The sequence below is a fragment of the uncultured Streptomyces sp. genome, assembly GCF_947488945.1.
In the GTDB taxonomy this organism is placed as follows: Bacteria; Actinomycetota; Actinomycetes; order Streptomycetales; family Streptomycetaceae; genus Streptomyces.
The window spans coordinates 53026-75033 of record NZ_CANLBS010000002.1 but is presented as its reverse complement, the minus strand read 5'-3'; the positions used below and the strand labels follow the sequence as shown (position 1 = coordinate 75033).

13 protein-coding genes are annotated in these 22008 nt (G+C 65.7%); 10 read left to right on the top strand and 3 right to left on the bottom strand.

Annotation, left to right across the window (positions count from 1 at the left end; translation table 11 throughout):
* The first annotated feature begins 165 nt into the window (after positions 1 to 165).
* From Q0994_RS02520 to Q0994_RS02510, 3 genes are read left to right on the top strand one after another with little or no spacing between them, the layout of a single operon-like run.
* Positions 166 to 960, top strand: a complete 795-nt coding sequence (locus tag Q0994_RS02520; protein ID WP_299528271.1) for a toll/interleukin-1 receptor domain-containing protein — start codon at positions 166 to 168, stop codon at positions 958 to 960.
* Positions 957 to 2933: a hypothetical protein gene (locus tag Q0994_RS02515; RefSeq protein ID WP_299528269.1), complete on the top strand. Its 1977-nt coding sequence runs from the start codon at positions 957 to 959 to the stop codon at positions 2931 to 2933. The genes Q0994_RS02520 and Q0994_RS02515 overlap by 4 nt, the downstream gene beginning before the upstream one ends.
* Entirely contained in the window at positions 2930 to 4288 is a 1359-nt protein-coding gene (locus Q0994_RS02510; protein WP_299528267.1) for a hypothetical protein, read from the top strand. Before Q0994_RS02515 ends, Q0994_RS02510 begins: the two co-directional genes overlap by 4 nt.
* A 113-nt stretch (positions 4289 to 4401) precedes the next feature.
* On the opposite strand, the gene Q0994_RS02505 is transcribed toward Q0994_RS02510, so the two are convergent.
* Together Q0994_RS02505 and Q0994_RS02500 are read right to left on the bottom strand one after the other, a co-directional pair.
* Positions 4402 to 4818: a PIN domain nuclease gene (locus tag Q0994_RS02505; protein WP_299528265.1), complete on the bottom strand. Its 417-nt coding sequence runs from the start codon at positions 4816 to 4818 to the stop codon at positions 4402 to 4404.
* On the bottom strand, positions 4815 to 5066 hold the full coding sequence (locus tag Q0994_RS02500) for a type II toxin-antitoxin system VapB family antitoxin (RefSeq protein ID WP_299528263.1): 252 nt from the start codon (positions 5064 to 5066) through the stop codon (positions 4815 to 4817). The genes Q0994_RS02505 and Q0994_RS02500 overlap by 4 nt, the downstream gene beginning before the upstream one ends.
* Before the next feature lie 750 nt (positions 5067 to 5816).
* On the opposite strand from Q0994_RS02500, the gene Q0994_RS02495 reads away from it, so the two are divergent.
* Entirely contained in the window at positions 5817 to 6068 is a 252-nt protein-coding gene (locus Q0994_RS02495) for a hypothetical protein (RefSeq protein ID WP_299528261.1), read from the top strand.
* Complete coding sequence (locus Q0994_RS02490) at positions 6068 to 6460, top strand: DNA-binding protein (RefSeq protein WP_299528259.1); 393 nt, start codon at positions 6068 to 6070, stop codon at positions 6458 to 6460. The genes Q0994_RS02495 and Q0994_RS02490 overlap by 1 nt, the downstream gene beginning before the upstream one ends.
* Positions 6461 to 6800: 340 nt before the next feature.
* Here Q0994_RS02490 and Q0994_RS02485 read toward each other — a convergent pair whose 3' ends face one another.
* Positions 6801 to 7964 carry a tyrosine-type recombinase/integrase gene (locus tag Q0994_RS02485; RefSeq protein WP_299528257.1) on the bottom strand — a complete coding sequence of 388 codons (1164 nt, stop codon included), beginning with the start codon at positions 7962 to 7964 and terminating at the stop codon, positions 6801 to 6803.
* Between the two features lie 879 nt (positions 7965 to 8843).
* Here Q0994_RS02485 and Q0994_RS02480 point away from each other — a divergent pair.
* The 5 genes from Q0994_RS02480 (at position 8844) to Q0994_RS02460 (ending at position 21936) form a co-directional block, all read left to right on the top strand.
* Positions 8844 to 9830: an AAA family ATPase gene (locus tag Q0994_RS02480; RefSeq protein ID WP_299528255.1), complete on the top strand. Its 987-nt coding sequence runs from the start codon at positions 8844 to 8846 to the stop codon at positions 9828 to 9830.
* Positions 9823 to 12465: a S8 family peptidase gene (locus tag Q0994_RS02475; RefSeq protein ID WP_299528253.1), complete on the top strand. Its 2643-nt coding sequence runs from the start codon at positions 9823 to 9825 to the stop codon at positions 12463 to 12465. The genes Q0994_RS02480 and Q0994_RS02475 overlap by 8 nt, the downstream gene beginning before the upstream one ends.
* Positions 12466 to 12997: 532 nt before the next feature.
* Positions 12998 to 16213, top strand: coding sequence for a helicase-related protein (locus Q0994_RS02470; protein WP_299528251.1), 3216 nt, complete (start codon positions 12998 to 13000; stop codon positions 16211 to 16213).
* Positions 16210 to 18936, top strand: coding sequence for a DUF1156 domain-containing protein (locus tag Q0994_RS02465; protein ID WP_299528249.1), 2727 nt, complete (start codon positions 16210 to 16212; stop codon positions 18934 to 18936). The genes Q0994_RS02470 and Q0994_RS02465 overlap by 4 nt, the downstream gene beginning before the upstream one ends.
* A 54-nt stretch (positions 18937 to 18990) precedes the next feature.
* Positions 18991 to 21936 (top strand): DUF499 domain-containing protein, encoded by a 2946-nt coding sequence (locus tag Q0994_RS02460; RefSeq protein WP_299528247.1) that lies wholly within the window; start codon positions 18991 to 18993, stop codon positions 21934 to 21936.
* The last annotated feature ends 72 nt before the right edge of the window (positions 21937 to 22008 follow it).

The window sequence follows — 22008 nt, the reverse complement described above, 5'->3', positions numbered from 1 at the left end:
GACCCGTGACGCACCAGGCGGCACACCTCAATTCAATCCGCACGCCTCCCTGTGGATGCGCCATGCCGTCCACACGGTCAGAACCTCATGTCCTGGGCGAACCGCAGCCCCCGGTCCACAGCCCCGCGCCCGTTCATCCGGTCCTCCTTCACGAAGGGAACCTTCATGCCCGACGTCTTCGTCAATTACCGCACAGGCGACGAGGAGTCCGCAGCGACCATGATCGCTCGGGAACTCGCCCGCCGGTTCGGCGACGAGCGGATCTTCTTCGCCAGCAACTCGATCGAACCCGGCCGTCGGTTCCCCGCGGAACTGGTCAGGGCGGTGGAAGACTGTGAGGCGCTCCTCGCCGTGATCGGCCCGCGCTGGGCGGAGGTACGGGGCGCCGATGGCCGTCCGGCCTTGGAAACCGAGCAGGACTGGACCCGGCGCGAGATTCAGACAGCGCTCGACCGCGGGATCCTGGTGATCCCCGTGCTCGTCGGAAAGGCCACGAGGATCGACCGCGTCATCCTTCCGGACGATCTGCTGGAGCTGGCGGACTGCCAGTACAGGCGGTTCGACCACCGCAACGCCGAACCGGACCTGGCGGCCCTCGGGGACGCTCTTGCCCGGCTCCTGCCCGAGCTGGGTGCGGTGGACCGGGACGCCCTTGCGGTACGGGAGCGGGCGAAGGCGGAATCCGGTAAGAAGTCGGCCCGGGACAACGGGCACACAAGGATGCGGACGCGCGACATCGAGCAGCGCGTGCGCGGCGGTATCGGAAACCTCAACGGCGAACTGTCAGGCACCTTCGTCAACGAGCCGCAGGGGCCTGTGAACACCGGTCGGGGCCACCAATACAACGGCCCTCACTTCGAGGGCGACAATACCGGGGCACAGTTCACAGCCGGCGACAACAGCGGTACGGTCCATCAGCGTTTCGAGCGCGAGCGCCGGCGCTCGGACGACGAACGATGACCGAGCAGGATCGTGTCACCGTCAACGATCCGCGTGGCCCTGTGAACAATGGCGTGGGGCCGCAGTACGTCTTTTACGGCGTTGGCGCGGATTGGATGATCCGCAAAGGGGTCGAGTCCCTCCGGATCGTCCACGAGGACCGGAGGCGTCTGGCCGACCGGTTCGTTTCACCGCTGGGTTACCGCGTTGCCGCCGACCGCTTGAAGAAGCCCGGTTCGGTGGTGTTGCTGGAGGCTCCGCCAGGCAGCGGCCGCCGCGCCGCGGCGATCATGCTGCTGCACGGGCTCGGTGAGGACGGGGACGCCGACGAGAACGGGGTCCGGTTCGAGGAGCTTCCCGTTACGGACAAGGACGAGGAGTCTCTTGCTCCCGGTGAGGGGGACCGCTTCCTCCTTGACCTCTCCGGGATCGGCGACGAGGAGGCGTACGCCAAGGCCCAGCGGCGCCTGGCAGTGCGCCGGTCACAAGTCCAGGAGGCGGGGGGGCACATGGTCGTCGTCCTGCCGTCGGGCATGGAGCACGTCCACGGACCGGACCTCGAACCGCACACGGTGGCGCTGGGACGCCCCCGGGGCATCGCCGTCGTGACCCGTCACCTCCGCATGGACCGGATGGTTTTCCGCTCCGCAGACCTGCGGAGCGCCGACCTCCAGCGCCTGTACGACCGCTCCCCCATGCGGGAACTGGCGCGGCTTGCGGGCCTGGTGAGGTCTGCCCGCGACAGCGGACGGTTCGGGACCGACTTCGCGGGATGGCTCGATCAGGCGATGCACGCGGTGACCGACCGTGCCGGCGAGGTAGGCCAACAGATCGCCACGGTCCGCACCGCGCCCGAGCGGGCCCTGCTGCTCACGACGGCGGTGTTCGAGGAAGCCCGCGCCGACATCGTCTACGAGGCGTGGCACGGTCTGATGAGGACGGTGAGACACGAGGAAGAGGCGACGTCCGAGCTCGCACGGACGGATTTCGGTGAGCGGCTGGCGGCGTTGGGGATCGAACGGGACCCGGACGGACGGCTCCGCTTCCAGCGGCTGGCCTACGCCGACGCGGTACGGACATACTTCTGGGCGAACTTCCCCGGGGTACGCGACGACCTCAGGGACTGGATCGACCATGCTGCCGCGCTCCGCGGTCTGACCACCGACGACCGGATGAACGTCGTCGCCCGCTTCGCCGAGCGGTCCCTGGCCGTCGGGCGGCCCGACCACCTCCTCGACCTTGTAGTCCGCTGGGCGAACCGTGCGACCGGGGCATCCTGCGACCCACGAGCCGTGGCGGCTCTCGAACTCGGTCTCAGCCACGAGAGGTTCGGGGGATGGTTCCGCAGGCGGATGTACGAGTGTGCGAGGTCCGGCCCCTTGTCGGACGGTCTCGTTCGCGTCCTGACCGCCGCCTGCGTCCAGAGCCTTGGCGCGACGCACCCGGACCAGGCGATGGTGCGGCTCCACTACCTCGCTGTACGGAGAGGGGAGGCGGCGCGCGAAGCCCGGGAAGCGCTTCTCCACCTCGCCGGCAGCGATCGTCGGCTCTACAGGCTGCTGATCGACCGTCTGCGGGACAGGACGCGTGGGGAGCCGGCCGGGCCGGAACCTCATCTCCATCTGCTCACAGAGCTATTGGGTAGCGGCCGGACACCGGATCCGCCGCCGTGGCCGGACCTGTTCTTGGGTTGGCAGACGATTTTCTCCCAACAGCCGACGGAGTTCTGGAACCCGCTGGTGAGTAGCTGGCTGAATGCCGTGGCGAGCGACAGATCGCGGGAGATGGCACTGCGCGTGATGGTCAGGGCGACGCACGGCCGCACGGCCGCCCTCCACCGTCTCTACGCCATCGCCTGCGAGTGGGCGGGGTCCACGCGCCACCCGCCCCGGGCGGCCGCCGCCGCGCTCTTCTGGCAGCACATCGACCACGCGCAGTACGCCCGCACGGAGCATGCGGGCGCCGGACCTCGAACCACGGAAGAGGCACGATGAGACACCGCTTTCCCAGCATGCTATTCATCGCTTGCTGCGGCATCGCACCGGTTGCACTCGGGAACCTCCTGCATTGGTCGGCGTGGTTGTGGGGCTTCATGTCCATGGTCACAGCCTCGGGCTCCCTCTTGCTCGTGATGACGGTCCTCGGCGGTGACCGCGCGTTGGCCGATCCGTACGAGCCGGGGGAACCCGAGCCGCCGGCAGCACCGGCGGAGCAGCCGTACCAGGAGACGCGGGTGGTCGATGCGTCGCTGCCGAGCGCGACGGACGGCTACGACTTCCTCTTCTCCGCCACCGTGTGGTGGCGGCCGGTCCCCGAGCACGCCACCCAGTCCGACGGCGCCTACCCGGCCCTCGCGGTGTCCTCGGTCGTCAGTCGGGCCCTGGAGGTCGTCCACCGCGAGGAGCCCGGCCGGGCGAGCTTCGCGCGGTATCTCCTGGAGGGAGAGCTGGGCGTCCCGCTCCCGGACCGGAGCGGACGAGTGAAGGCCATGGCGGCCGATGTGACGCTGACTCTCGCCCCCGCCGACCGCGAGCGCCTACGAAAGTTGAATGACCTTCGCAAGGACGAGGAGATCTGGGAGTACGAGCGTCAGCACGAGCGCAACCAGCGTCGCTACCTCGGTGACGACGTGCTCAAGAGCGCGGGCAGCGCGGTGGTGTGGTGGCTGGCCCGTCACGAGAACGAGATCGAGAAGGCGGTCGACATGATCGGCCCGCTCGCACAAATCGCGGCGGCGGCCAACGACGAGGAGGTACCCGAGCTTTTCCGCCACCTGCTCGTTCCGCCCGTGAGCGCGCGCAGCGAAGCGGCTGTCGGGGGCCCTCTGTGGGATGGATACGGTCAAGGAGGAGGGACGTTCGACCGCGAGGAAGAAGTAGGGGTTTCGGATCGACTGCTCCTGTTGCTGGCAGCGGTCGGCCTGAAGCCGGACATGGACGAGTACATGGTGTTCGTACACCGTGTAATCCGGAGCCTGGAAGCGGCCGGCTTGGACGAGGTCGCCGAGGAGATCAGGCAGACCTTCTTCCCGATGCCCGACGAAGGTGGGGGCACGGGGCCGGAGGATGAGTCTTCGGGTGAGGGGTACACCACGGGGCCCTGGTCGCCGGGCTTCTCAGCCCCCGAGGACTCGCCGTTCACCGACGCGGCCGCGGACCCGGATGCCAACGCGGACGCCGGCACGTTCACGCCGGGAACGGCAGAGAGCGGCGCGGGCGAACGGAACCAGAACTGGGGGCAGACGAGCGAGAACGACATGACATCTCCGTACTTCTGGGACACCTCGCACAGCCCGCACCGGCCCTTCGCACCTCGCACACGGGACGAAGACGACGACGGCGGGAGCTGACCCGGTAGACAGCCGGCCCTCCGAGGCTCCCTTTCACCGCACACCGTGGCGGGGAGCCCATTCCTGCCCCGGTGGTGGGCAAGACCATCGCTCACCGGAACGGGCGTTCCCGGTCAGTCGGCGGTGCCGGGCTCCACGACCCACTCGGCTTGCACCCCGCTCACCGAGGCGATCATGTCGAAGTCACCGTCGTAGTGCAGGACCGTGACCCCATGCCGTTCTGCGGTTGCCGCGATGAGGACGTCGGCCAGCGACAGCGCCCGGTGAAAGCCAGCGTTCAGCGCCAGCGCCTGGATCGCGAGCGCCTGCTCGAACTCCTCGTCGTTGCAGGGCAAGTAGTCGAAACCACGGAGCAGGGTACGCAGGCGCAACGCCTCGGGCTTTCCACGCGCCGAGTACAAAACCTCATACTCGGTCGGGGCGCACACTGCTAGGAGTCCATCGCGGTCCAGTACATCCAGCCGCGCCCGCACTGCCGGTTTGCCCCGGCGGGCCAGCGCGGACTTGTCGATGAGGTAGCGCCCTTTCACGCCGCCGAAGACCCGCCTTCGCGCTTAAGCGAGCCGTCCGGGTTCCGCGGCCCCGTCTGCGACCGGATCTCCGCAAACACGTCATCAAACTCACCATCGTCAATGGCATCGAACAGCTCCCGGCGCAGCCGCAGCCTCACCCCCTCCTCCATGGCCGCCCGCACTGCGGCGGCCTTCGTCCTCGCCCCGTACACCCGCATCGCCTGCTCGACGATCTCCTCGTCCAGATCGATCACAGTCCTGGCCATCAGTTGTCCCCTTCACAGCTCGACGCTCCAGCAACGATATCAATTGAGAGTAAGAAATGGCAGCAAAATGCTGGAGCGCGTCGAGGGTGCCTCGATCAGAGCCGGGAGCACGACCCGGACTGATTGATCAGCCTTCCGACCGGCGAGCACTCCTGGACGAGACCCTGAAGAACTCCTTGACCTGGGGCTCGGCGAACCAATCGACGCCACGTTGCCGGAGCGGCCACTCCGTAAGGCCTTGGAAGCCGGCAAGAACGAACCCAGGCACGGCAGGCTGCGCTCCCCGCGACGGTCGGCTCGTAGTCCCGGGAGGGCTCATCAGAGTGGACTCTGGCACCGGCGGAGCATCCGCGTCCCGGCGCAAACCCAGCACGGCACTCACGACAAGGGGTGACGGCAGGTGACGAGAAGTCAGGTAACCCAGCGCCATCCCAGCACCGGAAAAAGCGAAGGGCTCGACTCCGAAGAGTCGAGCCCCTTCTGAACTGCATGCTTGCCAGATCAACGACGTGGTGATGAGTCAGCCACTACACATTGGAGCGGAATGTCTGCGGTCTGGTCCTGACCTGCGGCGGAGCCCCGCGCAGGACCCTGACCAGCCATTTCTCCGTTGGCTCGCGTTGGCCGGCGACGGGCGCTCACGGGTGTCCTGCGGACTCTCCGCGGACCGGCCGGATACCGGTCCGCACGGGGCGCGCGGCCACGACCATGTACACCCCGAGACTTACGACCACCGGTAGCATGGGAACCATGAGCAGTAGCAAGAAGTACTCGATCAGCCTGCCCGAGGACCTCGCCGAAGCCGCACGCGCCCACGTCGGGCCCGGCGGTTTCTCCTCCTACGTCGCCGAAGCCCTCGAACAACGGGTCGCCATGGACAAGCTCCGGGAGATCGTCGCCGACTTCGCGACCGACAATGACGAGCTCACCCGCGAGGAGGTCGAAGCCGCCCGCGCGCTGCTGCGCCATGACCACCGGCAGGCCGGCGGGGCCGCAGCCTGATGCCCGGCACCCTACTGCTCGACAGTGAAGGCCTCTCCAAGCTCTACCGCAAGGACCGCACCGTCACGGCCCTGATCCAAGCGGCGTCGGAGGAAGGCATCCGCGTGGCCACAAGCGCCATGACCACCCTCGAGGCCGACTACGAGCGCATTCACCCCGCCCGGATCAAGTGGGTCCTCTCCCGCGTCGACGTTCACGACGTCACCAAGGAGATCACCGATCAGGCCGCAGCCCTCCTGCGCAGCCACCGCCTCCACGGCCACAAGTACGCCATCGACGCCGCCTTCGCCGTCATCGCCAGCACCGCACCCCAGCCAGTCACCGTCCTGACCTCCGATCCCGAGGACCTGACGCTCCTGTGCGGCCCCGCCGTAGAGGTCGTCAAAGTCTGAACGCTGCAGTCACACCAACCAGACCCGTCACCAACACCTCAGCGCTCCGCGGCACAAGGACTCCACGCGGACGCACACCTGCGCCCGACCCGCCAACAAGCGGGCCGGGCACATCTCTTGACTGCGCGTCAGACGTTGAAGCGGAACGTTTGACACAGGGCTCCCACCTGCGGAAACGTCTCTTCCAGTGATCGGATCCAGCACCGATCCAGCACGGTGGGAAGCTATCCAGCACGCTCAGCACCTCAGGCCGCCGAGCTGTACTCACGGGGTTCCTCCGGAATGTCGCCGAGCACCGGGCCCATGACCTTCTGCATGAGGGCACGGCAACGGTCCCAGCTCAGTCGCCTCGTCGGCCGCCCCTCGACTCGCCGCCTGGGTGCTTACGCCGGATCCGGTCGGGTGCCTCAGCCGGGCCTGCCTCGATGAAGGGTGTCGGCCGCATCGCGTTCTGCAGGACCGTACGACAACGGCCCCAGGCGCTCGGTAGCAGATGCCCGTAGATGTCGATCGTGGTCTTGATCGACCGGTGGCCCAGCCAGCGTGAGACCTCATGGATCGGGACTCCGTTGGCCAAGGCGGTCGAGGCGAAGAAGTGCCGCAGGCTGCCAGGTGTGTAGGTCGCCTTGCCGTCCGGGCCGACCAGGCCCGCCGACTGGCACGCCTTCTTGAAGTGGTAGCCGTAGGTGGACGCGGTGGGCATCGTGCCTTTGCCGTGGGAACGCGGGGGGAAAAAGGCTTCAAGCCTGCGCCGCTTGCCCCTCTGCCCGGCGAAGGTCACGGGCACCGGCTTCCATGTCGACAGGTGAGCGTCCATCTCCTGATCAACAAAGAGGGCGGTCGGGACGTCGCGATATTCACCCTCCGTCCGATTTTTAAGCGGTACGAAGACCGTGCGGCAGTCCGCACGGTGGGCCATGGCGCTGACCTGCCAACGGATCCTGACGAATCCGGACCGTCGACATTCGGCGGAGAAGGCGAGGACCTCGCTGGGACGCTGGCCAGTACCCGCCTGCAAGTAGACGGCGAGCCGGTATTGCGGTGATATGTGTGCCGCGATCAAATCGACCTCCGCCGGCGTCGGGATTTCATCTTCATCCGCTGCCGCCGGCCTCGCTCCGGGTATTCGGACTCCTCGCGCGGGGTTGTCCGGGATCTGCTTGTCGACCACGGCCGCTTCCAGCATGGCGGCCACCACAAGCATGCGATCGTTGACCGTGGAAGCCGCCAGGCCCGCACCGGATCCGTGCAGGTTCTTGGCGAACTGTTCGAAGTCGCGCCGCGCCAGGCTGGCCAGAACCCTTTGCCCCAGGCGCGGCACGAGGTGGTTGCGGAAGAAGCCCTCGTAGTTGCGGCGAGTCGTATCGCCGATAGCTCGTCGTTCGACCCAGTCCTGTGCCCAGACCTGCAGGCACACGGCTCCCCGCGCGGGGTCCAGGCATGTGCCCGACTTCTTGTCGTTCTCGACGTGGACGACATAGGCGTCCGCACCGTCCAGGCCCACCCTCCGAGAGAACGACTTCTCGCGTTGCCGGCCCCGTCTGCCGCCCGGCTCCCGATATCGCACCGTCCACCCGTGGCCGCACCTTGGACGTTCACAGGGATAGCTCGGGTCCCGGACATCCCGCTTGCACTTCTGGAAAACGCTGGCCACCCATGCCCCCTCCTGCTCGCGCCGAGAGCGAGGCATGCCGCTGCATCCCTCTCCCTGCGGCGCACCAGCCCACGGTCATCCGCGTCAGCGATCCGTCCAGACCGGCGCGTGCTCCGCTTAGGGACCTCACCCCAGCCACCGTGCGCCGAACGCAGTCCTTCCTGATTCGCCCAGCACCCGAAACCGTGCTCCCTCTCCTCAAGACAAGCAAGGGGGAATTGACCAAACCACCCCTTGCGGTGAACGTGCAGTCCGAGGGAAAGATCGGCGCACCCTTAACCCAGCCCTTGAGGGAGCAACCGCCTCCCGCCCCACCTTGACGGGCGGCGGCGGGCGGCAAAGCGTCTCGGCGAGGCGGCACGGGATCTTCGGAGCGAGCGCTCGCTTCTCGCTAACAGATCCTCGATGCGGAAGCAGACTGAGGAACTGAGGGATGCGGGCCCTGGGAGGGTCGTCGAGCGCGCAGGTTTCCTGCGCACAGCGCGGATCGGCACGCACGATTCGGACATCACCGACAGACGGCCCCGTCCGCGGCCTGGGTGAGAGACGGGTCCCAGGCCAGCAGGTCATACCGGGTTCCCGCACTGCGATCCACTCATTCGGACATCCCGGCCAGTGGAGGATCCGGGCAGCAGCCCGGAGCCCAGGGCCGTACGATGCAAGCGCAGGTGCCCGCTGATTTGGGTACACCTCTTATTACAGGCAGTCCACACGGAGGGTGACAGGCGTATGGCGGCAAACGCCGATCACCTGAAAGCTCTTGTGCGGGCGCACTCCGAAGCCAACGACGACCTCTTCTACAGCGTCGCTCTACAAGTTGCGGCAAAATCCGCCCGCCAGGGGCAGGGAAAGTTCGCCGTAGAACTGCGCGAGCTGGTTGAGGCCGCCCAACAGAGGCAGGGGAAGCCGGACACCCAGCGTGCCGCTACCCCGGTCGTGCAGCCCCGCGGTGAGCTGACCAGTCTCCTGACGGCAGGCTACCCGGACACCCAGCTCGACGACATGACCCTGGACGCCGGACTGCGGGCCTCGCTGGATCGCGTGCTGCACGAACAGCGACAGCGTGCACGGCTGGAGCGTTTCGGCTTTACCCCTGTGCACCGCATTCTGCTGTCCGGGCCTCCTGGGACGGGCAAGAGCATGACGGCAGCGGCACTGGCCGGAGAGCTGAAGCTGCCCCTGTTCACCATTCGCCTGGACGGTCTGATCAGCCGGTTCATGGGCGAGACCGCCGCCAAGCTGCGCCTGGTCTTCGACGCCGTGGCCCAGACCCGAGCGGTCTACCTGTTCGATGAATTCGACGCTCTGGGAGCCGAACGGGCGGCAGGCAACGACGTCGGCGAGGCCCGCAGGATCCTGAACTCATTTCTGCTGTTCCTGGATGAGGCGCCCTCTGAGAGCCTCGTGGTGGCCGGCACCAACCACCACCAACTGCTGGACCAGGCCCTGTTCCGTCGCTTCGACATGATCGCCACCTACGGCCCTCCCACCGGAGAGGAAGCTGTACAGGTGCTGCAGCGACGTCTAGCCGGAATGGACACAAGCACACTACGGTGGGGCCTCGTGACAGAACGTGCATCGGGCCTGAGTCACGCCGAGCTGGTCAAAGCGGCGGAAGCAGCGGCCAAACGAGCCATCTTGGCTGATCGGGATGTGGTGGACGAGCAACTGCTGCTGGAAGCCCTGATCGAGCGCCACGCCACCCACCATGCCTGAGCCCGACTCTTCCGCACGGCTCAGTCCGCACCTGATCGTGCCCTGGGAGGCTGCCACCTTCACGCCACGCTCCGAGGCTGCTGGCGGGACTGGTCCGGCTCTGGTTCAGCACACGGACCGGCAGGGGCACGCCGACGCTTTGGTGGACGGGTTGGAGAAGGCCCGCCGGGAGTCAACCCAGCTCGTGCAGCAGACGCCCGAGAACTGTCAGCCAGACGGCTTCGCGGTGCGTATCGAGGCGGCTCGCGATCACCCTCTGAGTTTGGAGCGCCTGGATGCATCCGGCCTGACACTCATGAGCAGCCGCCCGCAGACCGACGACACTCGGCAGGACGCGCTGGTCTGGATCCCCTTCGACAAAGTCGCCTCGTTCACTCAGCGGATCGCCGACTTCACGGATGACACCCCCGGCGGGAACCCTAAGCAGGCCCAGCTTGTGGCGAACATGGAACAGGTCCAGCGGGCTCTGCTGGAGCACCTCTGGCAGGAGCGCCAGGATCTGCCGCCGCTGGACGAGGAGCGGTGGTGGGAGTTGTGGTTCGATCCGCGGATTTCGCCGACGGCCGTAGCCACTTTGCGTTCCCTGGCCGAAGAGCGTCGCTGGCGGGTCAGTGAACGAGCGATCCATGTCGGGGAACGCCTGGTGGCGCACGTGGCGACGACCGGCAACGAGCTGGCGTTCCTGTTGGCCACGAACGCCTGCCCTGCGGAGCTTCGCAGTCCTACCTTCGCCGAGGGCCTCTACAGCGTCGACCGCGAGTTTCGCGTGGACCTCGTCAAGGATCTCGCCGCGCGCATCGAGCCGGCCGCACCGGAGTCCCCGGCGGTATGCATCCTGGACACGGGGATAGCTCAGGAGCACGCCCTGCTGAAGCCCGCGTTGCACGAGCGCGCCTACAGCGTGCTTCCTGGCAGTACGCCGGCCGACCGGATCGGGCACGGCACGCAGATGGCCGGACTCGCCCTCTTCGGGGACTTCGCGGCAGCTCTTGAATCACAAGGTCCCGTCGTCCTCGGTCACGGTCTTGAGTCCGTGAAGATCCTCAATGACGCTCACACGCCCGGCGCTTCCCCACGGAGCTGTGCGGAGACAACCGCGAACGCGGTCGCGACCGCTGAGATCGGCAATGGGGGCCCAGCACCGTCCGGACGCGTCTTCTCGATGGCTGTCACCCGGGAGTCCGGGGAGGGGGAGAACGGCGTAGACGGCACCGCAACCCTGTGGTCGGCCACCCTGGACGCCCTGGCAGCAGGGACGGACGTCACTGTCCGGGACGACCGGATCGAGCTGATCGGTGCGCCCGATCCCGAAGCGTCACGCCTGATCATCGTCAGCGCCGGCAACATCCGCGGTGCTGTCCCCCACCAAATGCGCCGCGACGACGGCACGCTGGATCCGCTCCTTCTGTCCGACCTGTCACGCATCGAGGAACCTGCCCAAGCGCACAACGTACTCACCGTCGGGGCGTGCACGCACATGGACGCCGTCCCCGATTCCGCCCTGTTCCAGGGATACCGTCCGCTGGCGGCGCCGGGCGCCCTGTCCCCCTTCAGCCGGACCTCGGTGGCGCTGACCAACGGTTCTATCACCAAGCCCGACATCGTTCTGGAGGGCGGCAACATGCTCGTCGCCCCTGACGACAGCATCCTGGACGCACACGATCTGGTGAGCGTGGCAACCACCCACCACGACCCTGCGCGTCAGCTGACATGGACGAACGCTACAAGCGCTGCCACGGCCCAGGCGGCTGCGCTCGCCGCTACGGCGATGAGCGCCTACCCCGGACTGAGGCCGGAGACTGTTCGGGCCCTTCTCGTGCACGAAGCCCAGTGGACCCCAGCCATGGTCGAACAGGGCCTGTTCAAGAAGACCGGCGCCCCCAAACTCGCCAAGGGCGACGTGATGCGACAGGTGATCCGCCGGTACGGGTGGGGCGTGCCCACCGCCGAACGTATCCGCAGCAGCGCCTCGAACGCCGTCACGATGATCATCCAGAACACCCTGGTGCCGTACAAGGTCAAGGGCGGGCAGGCTCGCCTGGCCGAACTCAAGCTGCACGAGCTGCCCTGGCCCTTGGAACAACTGCGCGACCTGGCCGAGACCACCGTCGACCTGCGCGTAACGCTCGCCTACATGATCGAACCCAATCCCGGCCGGCGCGGCATGCTCGGCCGCTACAGCTATGCCTCACACGGCCTCCGCTTCGCCATCAAAGGCCCCACCGAATCCAGCGACTCCTTCCAAAGAAGACTGGCCGAACAGGCGGAACACGAAAGCGACGGCCTCGGCAACCCCAGGGCATTCGAATCCAACAGCAAGTGGCTGGTCGGCCCCCGAGCCCGCAACCTCGGCTCCCTGCACGCCGACATCTGGCGCGGATCGGCGGCCGAACTCGCCGACTGCGGCACGCTCGCCGTCTACCCCATCGGAGGCTGGTGGAAGGCGAACAGGCGCAACGACCGCATCGGCCTACCCGTCAGCTACGCCCTCCTGATCTCCCTGCGCACCCCAGAGGTCTCTACCGACCTGTACACGCCCATCGCCACCCGGCTCGGCGTACCAATCGGAGTGGCCCCACAGGCTCAGAGCGATGTCGTGAACGGCATCCCCGTTCAGATGGAATTGGGCTGGTAGATGCGGCCGACCGGGTGGCTGCGGTGGATGGTGCAGTCAACGCGTTTGACAGGGCCGTCATCTCCGAACTTCGAGGTCGCTGTCGCCGAGCCTGACGCCGTCATGCACCGTCCTCGTCATCACGGACACCGGGCGATCTTCCGGCAAGAGCATGGCACAGGACGTCGCCCCAGCACTGGCTCACTGTCGATGGACCGGTGCCGCAGGTGCGAACTGCGGCCGGGTAACTCACGGCTGCCGGGACTACTCCTCGATGGAGCACTCTTCGGCGCGCTTCGCTCGATCTCCGACGGCTGGGACTGAGTGCGGTCCGGGCCGACGTCAGCAGCCATGGCTGCTGACGTCGGCCGCCGACAGTGGCCGGCTCCCCCTCTCAGGGCCCCCACAGCCTTGCGGCGGCGTCCTGCTTCTCCTGGCTCGACAAGCGCTACACGCGAGTCACACACAGCCAGTACTAGGGTGGTATAGCCGCACCGTCGACATCGACGGTCGACTGGAGCGAGCGTGACACATAGCGGGGAGCAGCAGGTTCGTGGCGACGTCATTCGAGCAGGGGCAGCGCGTCAGCCTGCCGAAAACTGTGCCCGGCTGGGTAACCATCGACTTGGCACGGAAGCTACCTGATGGCGGGTGGTCTCTGTACGTCATCGATGATCACCAAGCTCTCTACAAAGCCGATCTAACTGCCGAGGAAGCAGCCCGGGTGCAGGTGCTGGCGAGGGACGGCGGCGCGCCCTCCGCGCGAATCTTGGCCGGCATGTGGACGCAATGGATGGGCGCCGCCGCGACCAACGCGAGCAGCACCCTTCTCGCGTCGTCGCCCTTGAACCCCTATGCGCATCAGGCGAACGCGGTTTACGGGGCCATGCTGCCGCAGCCGTGGTTGCGGTTCATGCTCGCCGACGAGCCGGGCACTGGTAAGACCATCATGGCTGGCCTATATCTCCGCGAGATGCAGCGGTATGGACTCATCCGCAAGGCATTGATCGTCGCGCCAGCCAACCTGGTGTCCAAATGGCAGGCAGACTTCGACCGGTTCTTCGACGGCGGCCTTCGCCGGATCACCGCCGACACCGTCCGTGAGCATGCACTCGATGTAACTCACGACATGTGGGTTGTGTCACTGGAGTTGGCGGCAGTTAATGGCGCCGTACAGGAAGCCATCCGTCCAGACCGCGCAGGCTGGGACATCGTCGTATTCGACGAAGCGCACAGGCTGACCCCCACGGCGCAGACGTATCACAGGGTGGGTCGGCTCCTGTCCCGGGCGCCTCGCACTCTCCTCATGACGGCGACCCCGCATCGCGGATCCGAGTGGCTGTTCCGTCATCTCCTGCATCTGGTGGATCCCGACATTTACCCGGATCCGGGCGACGATCAGTCGCAGGAATTGTCCAAGCTCACGCCCGGGCCGATCCACTTCCTTCGCCGGATGAAGGAGGACCTGGTCGACTACGACGGCCATAGCCATCTCTTCAAACGTCGCCGGGCCACGAATCACCGTATTCCGCTGAGCCGCCAGGAGCTCTCGGTCTACACCCAGGCACTGGCGATGGTGGACCGCTACATGCTGCCTAACGCCCAGCCGCTTGCCCGTATGGTCTACGGCAAGCGAGCTGCCTCCTCTCTTTTCGCGCTCCAGGAGACGTTGAGGCGCCGACAGCAGCACATGGGGCGGCTCGCCGCTGCCGAAGCCTCCGTGCAGGCAGACCCCTACGGTGAGGACGACGCCAGCCGCGAGGAAGCCCAGGTCGTCAACGCGGACTCAGCCGCATCCCGCGCCGAGCGCAAGGCCATCTCCGATCTTGTCGAGCAGGTAGACCAGATCCTCCAGGATCCGATGAACGCTCCCTCTAAGTGGCGAGTACTCATCGACGGGTGCCTGGCCCCCGAAGGCATCGCACCCGGCGGCGATCAGCAGGCAGTCATCTTCACGGAGTTCGCGGACACTGCGGAGTGGATCACCGAGCGGCTTGAGCGTGAGGGCTACACGGCACGCATGTACTCCGGCCGACAGCCCAACAACGAGCGCGACGCAGTACGAGCCGCCTTCATGCGCGGCGACTTTCAGATCATCGTCTCCACCGACGCGGGCAACGAAGGCATCGACCTCCAGGTGGCACATGTCTTGATCAACTACGACATCCCCTGGTCTCTAGTGCGACTCGAACAGCGGATGGGCCGCATCCACCGTGTCGGCCAGACCCGAGACGTCGAACTGTTCAACCTGGTCGCGGTCGATACCCGGGAAGGCGCGACCTTGCACCGCCTTCTCGACCGGTTTGTTACTGCTGCCAACGAGCTCGATGGCCAGATGTTCGACAGTCTCTCCCTCGTAGCCGAACTCGCCGGCATCCGGTATGAGGAATGGCTCCAGGCTCTCTACGGCGATGACGCCGAGCGACGGCAGGCCGCAGAAGAGGCGGCCCGCCGAATCACCGTGGTGGACTTGCGCAGGCGGGCCCAGCAGGCCCGAGCGCAGGAAGCCGAGCTGGCCAGCAAGGTCGAAGCGATGGCCGCACTGACTCTCCTCCAGCAAGACCTCCTCGAACGCATCAACCCCGCCATCGTCGAGGCATTCCTCAAGCGGCTCGATGCCGCCGACCTTTTGCGTGTACAGAACACTGCGGCCGGTGACGGCATTCTGCTTCTCACCTCAGACGCCGCACTCCCCGCAGGGCTGGGCAGTGGGCAACAGGCTCTGGTGGCCACAAGCAGCCAAGCCCTCAAGGACAACGCAGGAAGCGCAGACACGTCTCGGGCTTTGCCTCTTGGCCCCGGCAGCCTGGCCTTCGGCGATCTCATCGGACATGTCGCTGACGGGCTTGCCCCCGACCTCTACCGCGGGGGCGCGGCCGAGGATCCAACCAGCATTACGGGCTACGAGCTGCACGCTTACGAGGCCACCCTGACCGAGGTGGGGGGAAAGCGGCGTACCGCTTGGGCAGGGCTCATTCGAATCGACGAGACAGGCGACGCGTATCCCGTCCGCTGGGAGACGCTGGCCAACCTGGTGCCCACTACCCAGCCGGGAGGCGCGCCGCACCCGGCCCGCGAGCAGCTGGCCGAGGAGCGCGCCAACCAGCTCGCAGGCGACACCCGTAAGAAGTATCAGGAGGTACGCGACGACTGGTTCGCCTCCGCGCGGCGCGACCTGCAGAACCTTCCCGTAGATCTCACGCACCAGATCCCGAACCGTGACGAGCGTCTGGCGCTGCGCGATCGCCTGCGCGCGCAGGCACAGCGGCGGCTGGAGGAGTTGGAACGCCTAAGCAAAGTGGAGATCACCACCCCGACCTGCGTAGGCCGCATGCGGGTCTACGCGAGCGCGGTCGACAAGACGGTCGAGGAGAAGGACTCCGAGCGCGTCGCCATGCGGCACGTGCAGCGCCTCCTCCAGGAGGACGGATGGATCGTCTCGGACGTACACACGGAGAATCGGGGATACGATCTGCGGGCAGTGAGGGGCCGTGACCAGCAACTGGTTGAGGTCAAGGGAGTATGGGACTCAGCGGCATCCCGGGGGATCCGTCTGACGGGTAACGAGGTGCTCATGGCCATGCAGCACCGGAGGGACTACTGGCTGTACGTCGTGGACCAGTGCAACGACGGCCTGGGGGCGCTTTTCGGTAGCTTCCGCGACCCTATTAACGTATTCGCGGGTGACATCCGCGGCGACGCCGTCTTTCGGATCCCCGGGTCCTCACTACGGACCGCCCGTGACCGTACTCAGGAGAGCTCCACATGACACGCATGATCGAACGCTGGTTTCCCTGCGCTGAGGTCAGTGATGCGTGCTCCGAGAGCTGGGGAAGCGGTAATACCGAGTCAAGCCTCTGGGTGTGGTTCGCAAAGCGTCCCGTCGCCCAGGCTAAGGCGGCCGTACTCACAAGTCTCCTGCCCTGGCCTGACGACGAGGCTGACCAGCGCGACCTGCAGAACCTCGTCCGCAGGGCACTCAAGGGGCACACGGACGGTGCAACCGAGATCCAGGCCATCCTTGAGAAAGAATACGGTCGGCGGCCTCGGGTACTGGACCCATTTTCCGGACGGGCCATGATCCCTCTCGAAGCAGGACGGCTCCAGGCAGAAGCCTTCGGAATCGATTACTCCCCATTCGCAGCTCTCGGAGGCTCCCTTCTTGCCGACCTTCCCTTCCGGGACTGGCGTCGGGAGCCGTCCCTGCCCTTCCAAAAGAGTAATGGAGCCCTGCCCCTCGAAGGGGACAGGGACCGCATCGTCACTGACGTAGAGACCTTTCTCCAGGAAGTCGGGCACCGCTTCCGCAAATCGATGGACGACTTCTACCCCAAGTCCGCCGGAACCTACCCCTGGGGATACCTTTGGGCTTCCACACTTCCATGCCAAGAATGTGGTAGACGCTTTCCGCTTGTCGGCGAACTGGAATTGCGACGCCCTCGCCCCAAAAAGGGAGACAGCGGCCAGAGCTTCCGTATCCATGCAGACCCCACTACAGGCATCTGCGAAGCTCTCGTCCACGACGGCCCGCCGATCGGCACGCCTACACGCGTCCAAGCAGGCAAGAGCAAGTACTCGGCAGACGGTCGCGTCGCCGTGTGCCCGTTCTGCGATCATGTCCACTCCAAAGCAGTGCACACTCGCCTGAGCGCCGAAGGTATGCGCGAGGACATGCTCCTCGCGGCAGCCGATATCGACCCAGAAGACAAGACGAAGGTCTTCCGCCAGCCCACCGATCGAGAGTTCTCTGCAGCGAAGCAGGCAGCGGAAGCACTGAAACATGAACCGCCTTTCGGCCTGTTGCCAGCACGCCCTGACGAGCTCATCGCCCCGGGTAACACGCGAACGATTCAATCAGTTAATTACGGGGACCGCACCTATGGCGACATGTGTGAAGCGCGCCAGACCCTAGGACTGGTCCGGCTGGCCCGCGCCATCAACGAAGTCACCCAGGAGTGCCTGAAGGCCGGCATCTCAACCGACTACGCTCGCGCTCTCGCCGGTTACGCCACGGCGGCGATGATGCGTAAGATCCGACGCTCCACCCGCGGAGCACGCCTTCAAAAAGCGGGTGGAGCGCAGGTTGGCGACATCTTCGTCAATCAGTCGGCAGTCTCCTTCTCGTACGACTGGTTTGAAAGCGGGCTGTCGTCCGGGCCTGGTTCCTGGGAATCCCTTTCAAAGCAGACCGTCACCGCACTGCGAAACATTCGGCAGCGGGCCTCAGCCCTGCCAGCGTCCGTGCAACGTGGCAGTGCCACCACGCTGCCGTTCCGGCCCAACTGGCTCGATGCTGTCGTCACCGATCCTCCGTACGACGACATGATCGACTACAGCGACTCCAGTGACGTCTTCTTCGTCTGGGCGAAGCGCGCCATGAACACGGCCGACCCGATGCTGTCCATGACCACGCACCCTGGGGGTGTCCAGGACAAGGCAGAGGAGATCATCGTCAAGCGGGGCGGCGGACCCGCCGGGGACCATCGCACACGTGAGCACTACGACAGCAGCATCGCCCGAGCGTTCGCAGAGGCACGCCGTGTCGTAACCGACGATGGCGTCGTCACCATCGTCTTCGGGCACGGGGACCTCGAAGTCTGGCATCGCCTGCTCAGCGCGATTTCGGCAGCCGGTTTGATCCTCACAGGGTCGTGGCCCGCCAAGACCGAGGCCGGAGGAGCTTCCGCGACGTCCGCCAACATCGTCACGACCCTGACAATGGCCTGCCGACCCGCGCCCCCGGACCGCAGGGAAGGACGCCTCGCCGCCGTAGAGGCGCAGGTAAAAGCCGAGGTCAAGTCAAGAGTCGAACTCTGGGACCGGTCGGGCCTTGCACACACCGACATGCTCATGGCATCCGCCGGACCGGCGATGGAAGTGACAGGACGCTACTCGCAGATCCTGGACGTGACGGGCGCTGTAGTGGGACTGGAGCGCTTCCTGATCGTTGCCCGAAAGGCCGTCCAGGACGCCGCAGACATCAAAGTCGTTTCCTTGCCGCTGGACTCGTTCGACGCGCGTACGCGCTTCGCCCTGTGGTGGGTACGCCTCTATGGCCGGCAACTGGCACCTAAGTCGGAACTCCGATGGCAAGTCTTGGCCGGCGATCTGGACATGGGTGACGTCAAGAACCTGCTCCACCAGGGGGACAAGGGCTGCCGCCTCCTCACCGCGAAGGAGTTCAAGAGCACCGTCACGCCGGACTCCTCCGTCATCGACGTGGCCTTCGCCATGGCGAAGGCTTGGCCGGATGGTCTGGACGCTGTCGCCGAGGTTCTCGTGGACGCTGCCAGAGACAACGACGACGAGTACCTGTGGTCCGCGATCGCCTACCTGGCAAACAGACTGCCCGAAGGCGAGGCCGACGTTGCCGCATGGAACGGTCTACAGCGCAGCCGACGCGGCGTCGATGTCGCCGCACGAAACATCGCGAACGCGCAGATCCGCACATCACGCGAGGCTGCTGAAAAGGGTCATCCCACCCTTTTTTAAGCAGCACAAGTTGACCCTACAATCAAGACCATTATCAGGAAACGAGGAATTGTGGTGAAACAGAGCGGCGTGACGCCCTGGTGGAAGGCGCTGCGGATCCGCCCTGAGATCCTGGACGCCTCGGGGTCCATCGCTGATGTGCAGATGTCGCTGTACCACGCGGTGTACGGAACAGAAGATCAGCGCCCTCAATACGCAGACGCCTCGTACTACGGCGAAATCACCCACCCCACCGGGGCGCTTACTGACCTACTGGCACGCATCGCAATCAGGCTCGGAGGCGGTGACGAACACACCAAGTCCCCCGCACTCCTACGGCTCGACCAGGGCATGGGCGGCGGCAAGTCCCACGCCTGCATCGGTGCCTACCACCTTGCCAAGGCCCCCCTCAAACTCGGCAAAACCGACGTTGGTAAGGCCGTTCTCGAACACGCCGAGACGATCCTTGGCCGACCGCTTCCGAAGAATCTTGAGAATCCTCACGTCGTCGTGCTTCCATGCGACAACATGACACCGGGCGCGACCGTAGAGGAGCACGACGGCCCGGCAAAGAGCCTCTACGAGCGCTTCCTCTGGCGTCTCTTCGACGGCGACTACTCGCGCTACATCACCTATCGCGAGCATTTCAGCAACGTGTCCAAGATCTCCGAAGCCATCAGGTCTCTCGACAGGCCCGTTCTGATCATCGTCGACGAGATCATGAACTACTTCGGCAACGGCCTAGACGGCGTGGGCGACGAGGCCCTTACGGCCCAGGACCAGGCATTCATGCGCGCCCTCCTCGACGCTGTCACGAAGACGCCGCGCACAGCGATGCTGGCCGTCATGATCGCCTCAGACAAGGACTCCATCTCCCTCAGTCCAGAGGGAGAGCGCCGACGCCTCGACCTCGAACGGCTGCTCGACCGGAACGGCAAGCCCGTAGGCGTCCACGAGAACGACGACTTCGCGGCAATTCTCCGCCGCCGGATCTTCACTCAGCCTCCTGCCAAGGAAGTCGTCGATGCCACTGTCCGCAAGTACAGCGAGGCGATGAGCAACGGACCTTGGAAAAACAAGGTATACGACGCCCTCCACGCCCCATGGACGGCAAATTTCAGCGAGGAAGTCAGCCGCACTTACCCGTTCCACCCTCAGCTCATGCACATGGCTGAACATGAATGGGCCAACCGAACTGGCTTCCAAAAGGTCCGCTCGACCATAAAGGTTTTCGCCGCCACTGTCTTCGCCCTCCAGCAGCGGGGAAAAAGCGGAGCCTGGGCTCCGCCACTCATCGGGCCGGGCGACCTTCCCCTGTCCAGCACCCAGGTCCGCGAGTCCATTATCGGCTCCGGGCTCATCAGCGACGCAAAGACCCAGAACAATTACCGATCTCTAGCCCAAAACGACATCGTCGGCGTTAAGGACTCAAGCGGAACAGCTCGACTCCTCGACACGAATCGTGGCGCCGACGAAGACGCGCTCTGGCACCATTCCAACCCGCGAGCTGCCGAGCGGGCTGCCACGGCCATCTTCCTCACGTCCATCGTGTCCGGTCGAAGCCAGGGGCGCCGGGGCGCTACCGATGCAGAGGTCAAGGCGGCGACAGCCGTCCCTGACCCCGCCTACATGTTCGCCGATGCCGATGCCGTCATCAAGGACGTCACCGACCCCGAGACCGGCCTGGTCAGCATCGAGACCACGCCAGGACAGAAGGGTCAGCAGACCCGCTACTTCCTGTCCACCAGCCAGACGCTAGTCATGCTCCAGCGAGCGATGCGCGACACCATCACCGACGCCGAGCGCGACACAGTGATCGCCGACTTCGCCGAACGACTCACCGAGACGGGTCCGTTCGATCGCAAGCAGTTCGTGCGGGCTTCCGCGGAGGGCCAGGCGCCACGGGAAGTGCTGGCGAGTGCCGGCATTGATGACGCGCGAGTTTCTCGCCTGGTCGTGCTTGATCCCGCGCAGTTCACCCTGCGCAATGGCGCAGATCGCGCCACTCGCGAGGCAGTCCAAGCGGCGGTTGGGCTCGGCGCTGAGAAGTTGCCCACGAGGTGGGCCTCCTCAGCGGTCTTCGCTGTGGCCAACACGCAGCAGCGGCACGCGGCTCGTCGTCTGGCGACCGCATACCTGGCTGCGGAGCGCGTCCTTGGTGTCCAAGAGACTCAAGACGATGACGACATGAAGTCCAAGGCAGTAGCTGAGCGGAACGAGGCGAAGCGCAGCCTTGAGACGACGATCAAGCGTGCCTTCCAGCATGTCCTTTTCCTGGCACAGCCTGATGACGTCGCACCTCGTGTCATAGATGAGGTGACTTTCGACGACAAGACGGAGACCGCCCTCAACGGCGCCATCGTATGGAAGGCGCTCGTTGAGAAGGGCAAGGCATTCGACCAAGGGACGTTCACAGCGAAAGCGCTGCTTCACAATCTTCGGGAAACGGACTATGGACGTCCGCTTGACGAACTGCGGGATTCGTTCTGGAACACCCCGCGACTTCCCCTACTCCACGGCGGACAGAACGACCTGCGGCAGGCGCTCTTCGAAGGTGTCCAGGCCGGCCTGCTGCGCATCGTAGACGGCGAAGGAGAAGAAGTAGCGGTCACGGGCGTCTCGGAGATTAACCTCTCGAGCCAGCGGCTCCGGCTCGGCAAACCCCTGCCTCCACCCCCTCAGGGGGATGAACCATCATCTAGCGGGACGGATTCCGCGCCCGAATCCGCGCCCAGCCCTGAAGGCGATGGTGAAGGTGAGCACCGCAGCGGCGAGGACGAGACCCTGCCAGCACCTCAGGAGAAACAGATCGCCTTCTCTGTCACCCAGAGCATGCTTAATAACACTGGCAACTCCGAGGCGCTGAGCCAGCTCTTCCGGCAACTGTACGACGTCATCGACCGAGGAGACGTCTCTTTCCTGCAAGGCAACATTCAGATGGTCGTCAGCAGCCAGGCCGCCGAGGGCCTTGCCGACCGAATCCGGGAACTGGGCTCTCCCGTTCACGTACGGGACATGTAGCGACGCCAGAGTCGGCTACTCCCCATCGCAGCCTCCGGCACGACGAGGCCGGGACGAACTCATCCCGGCCTC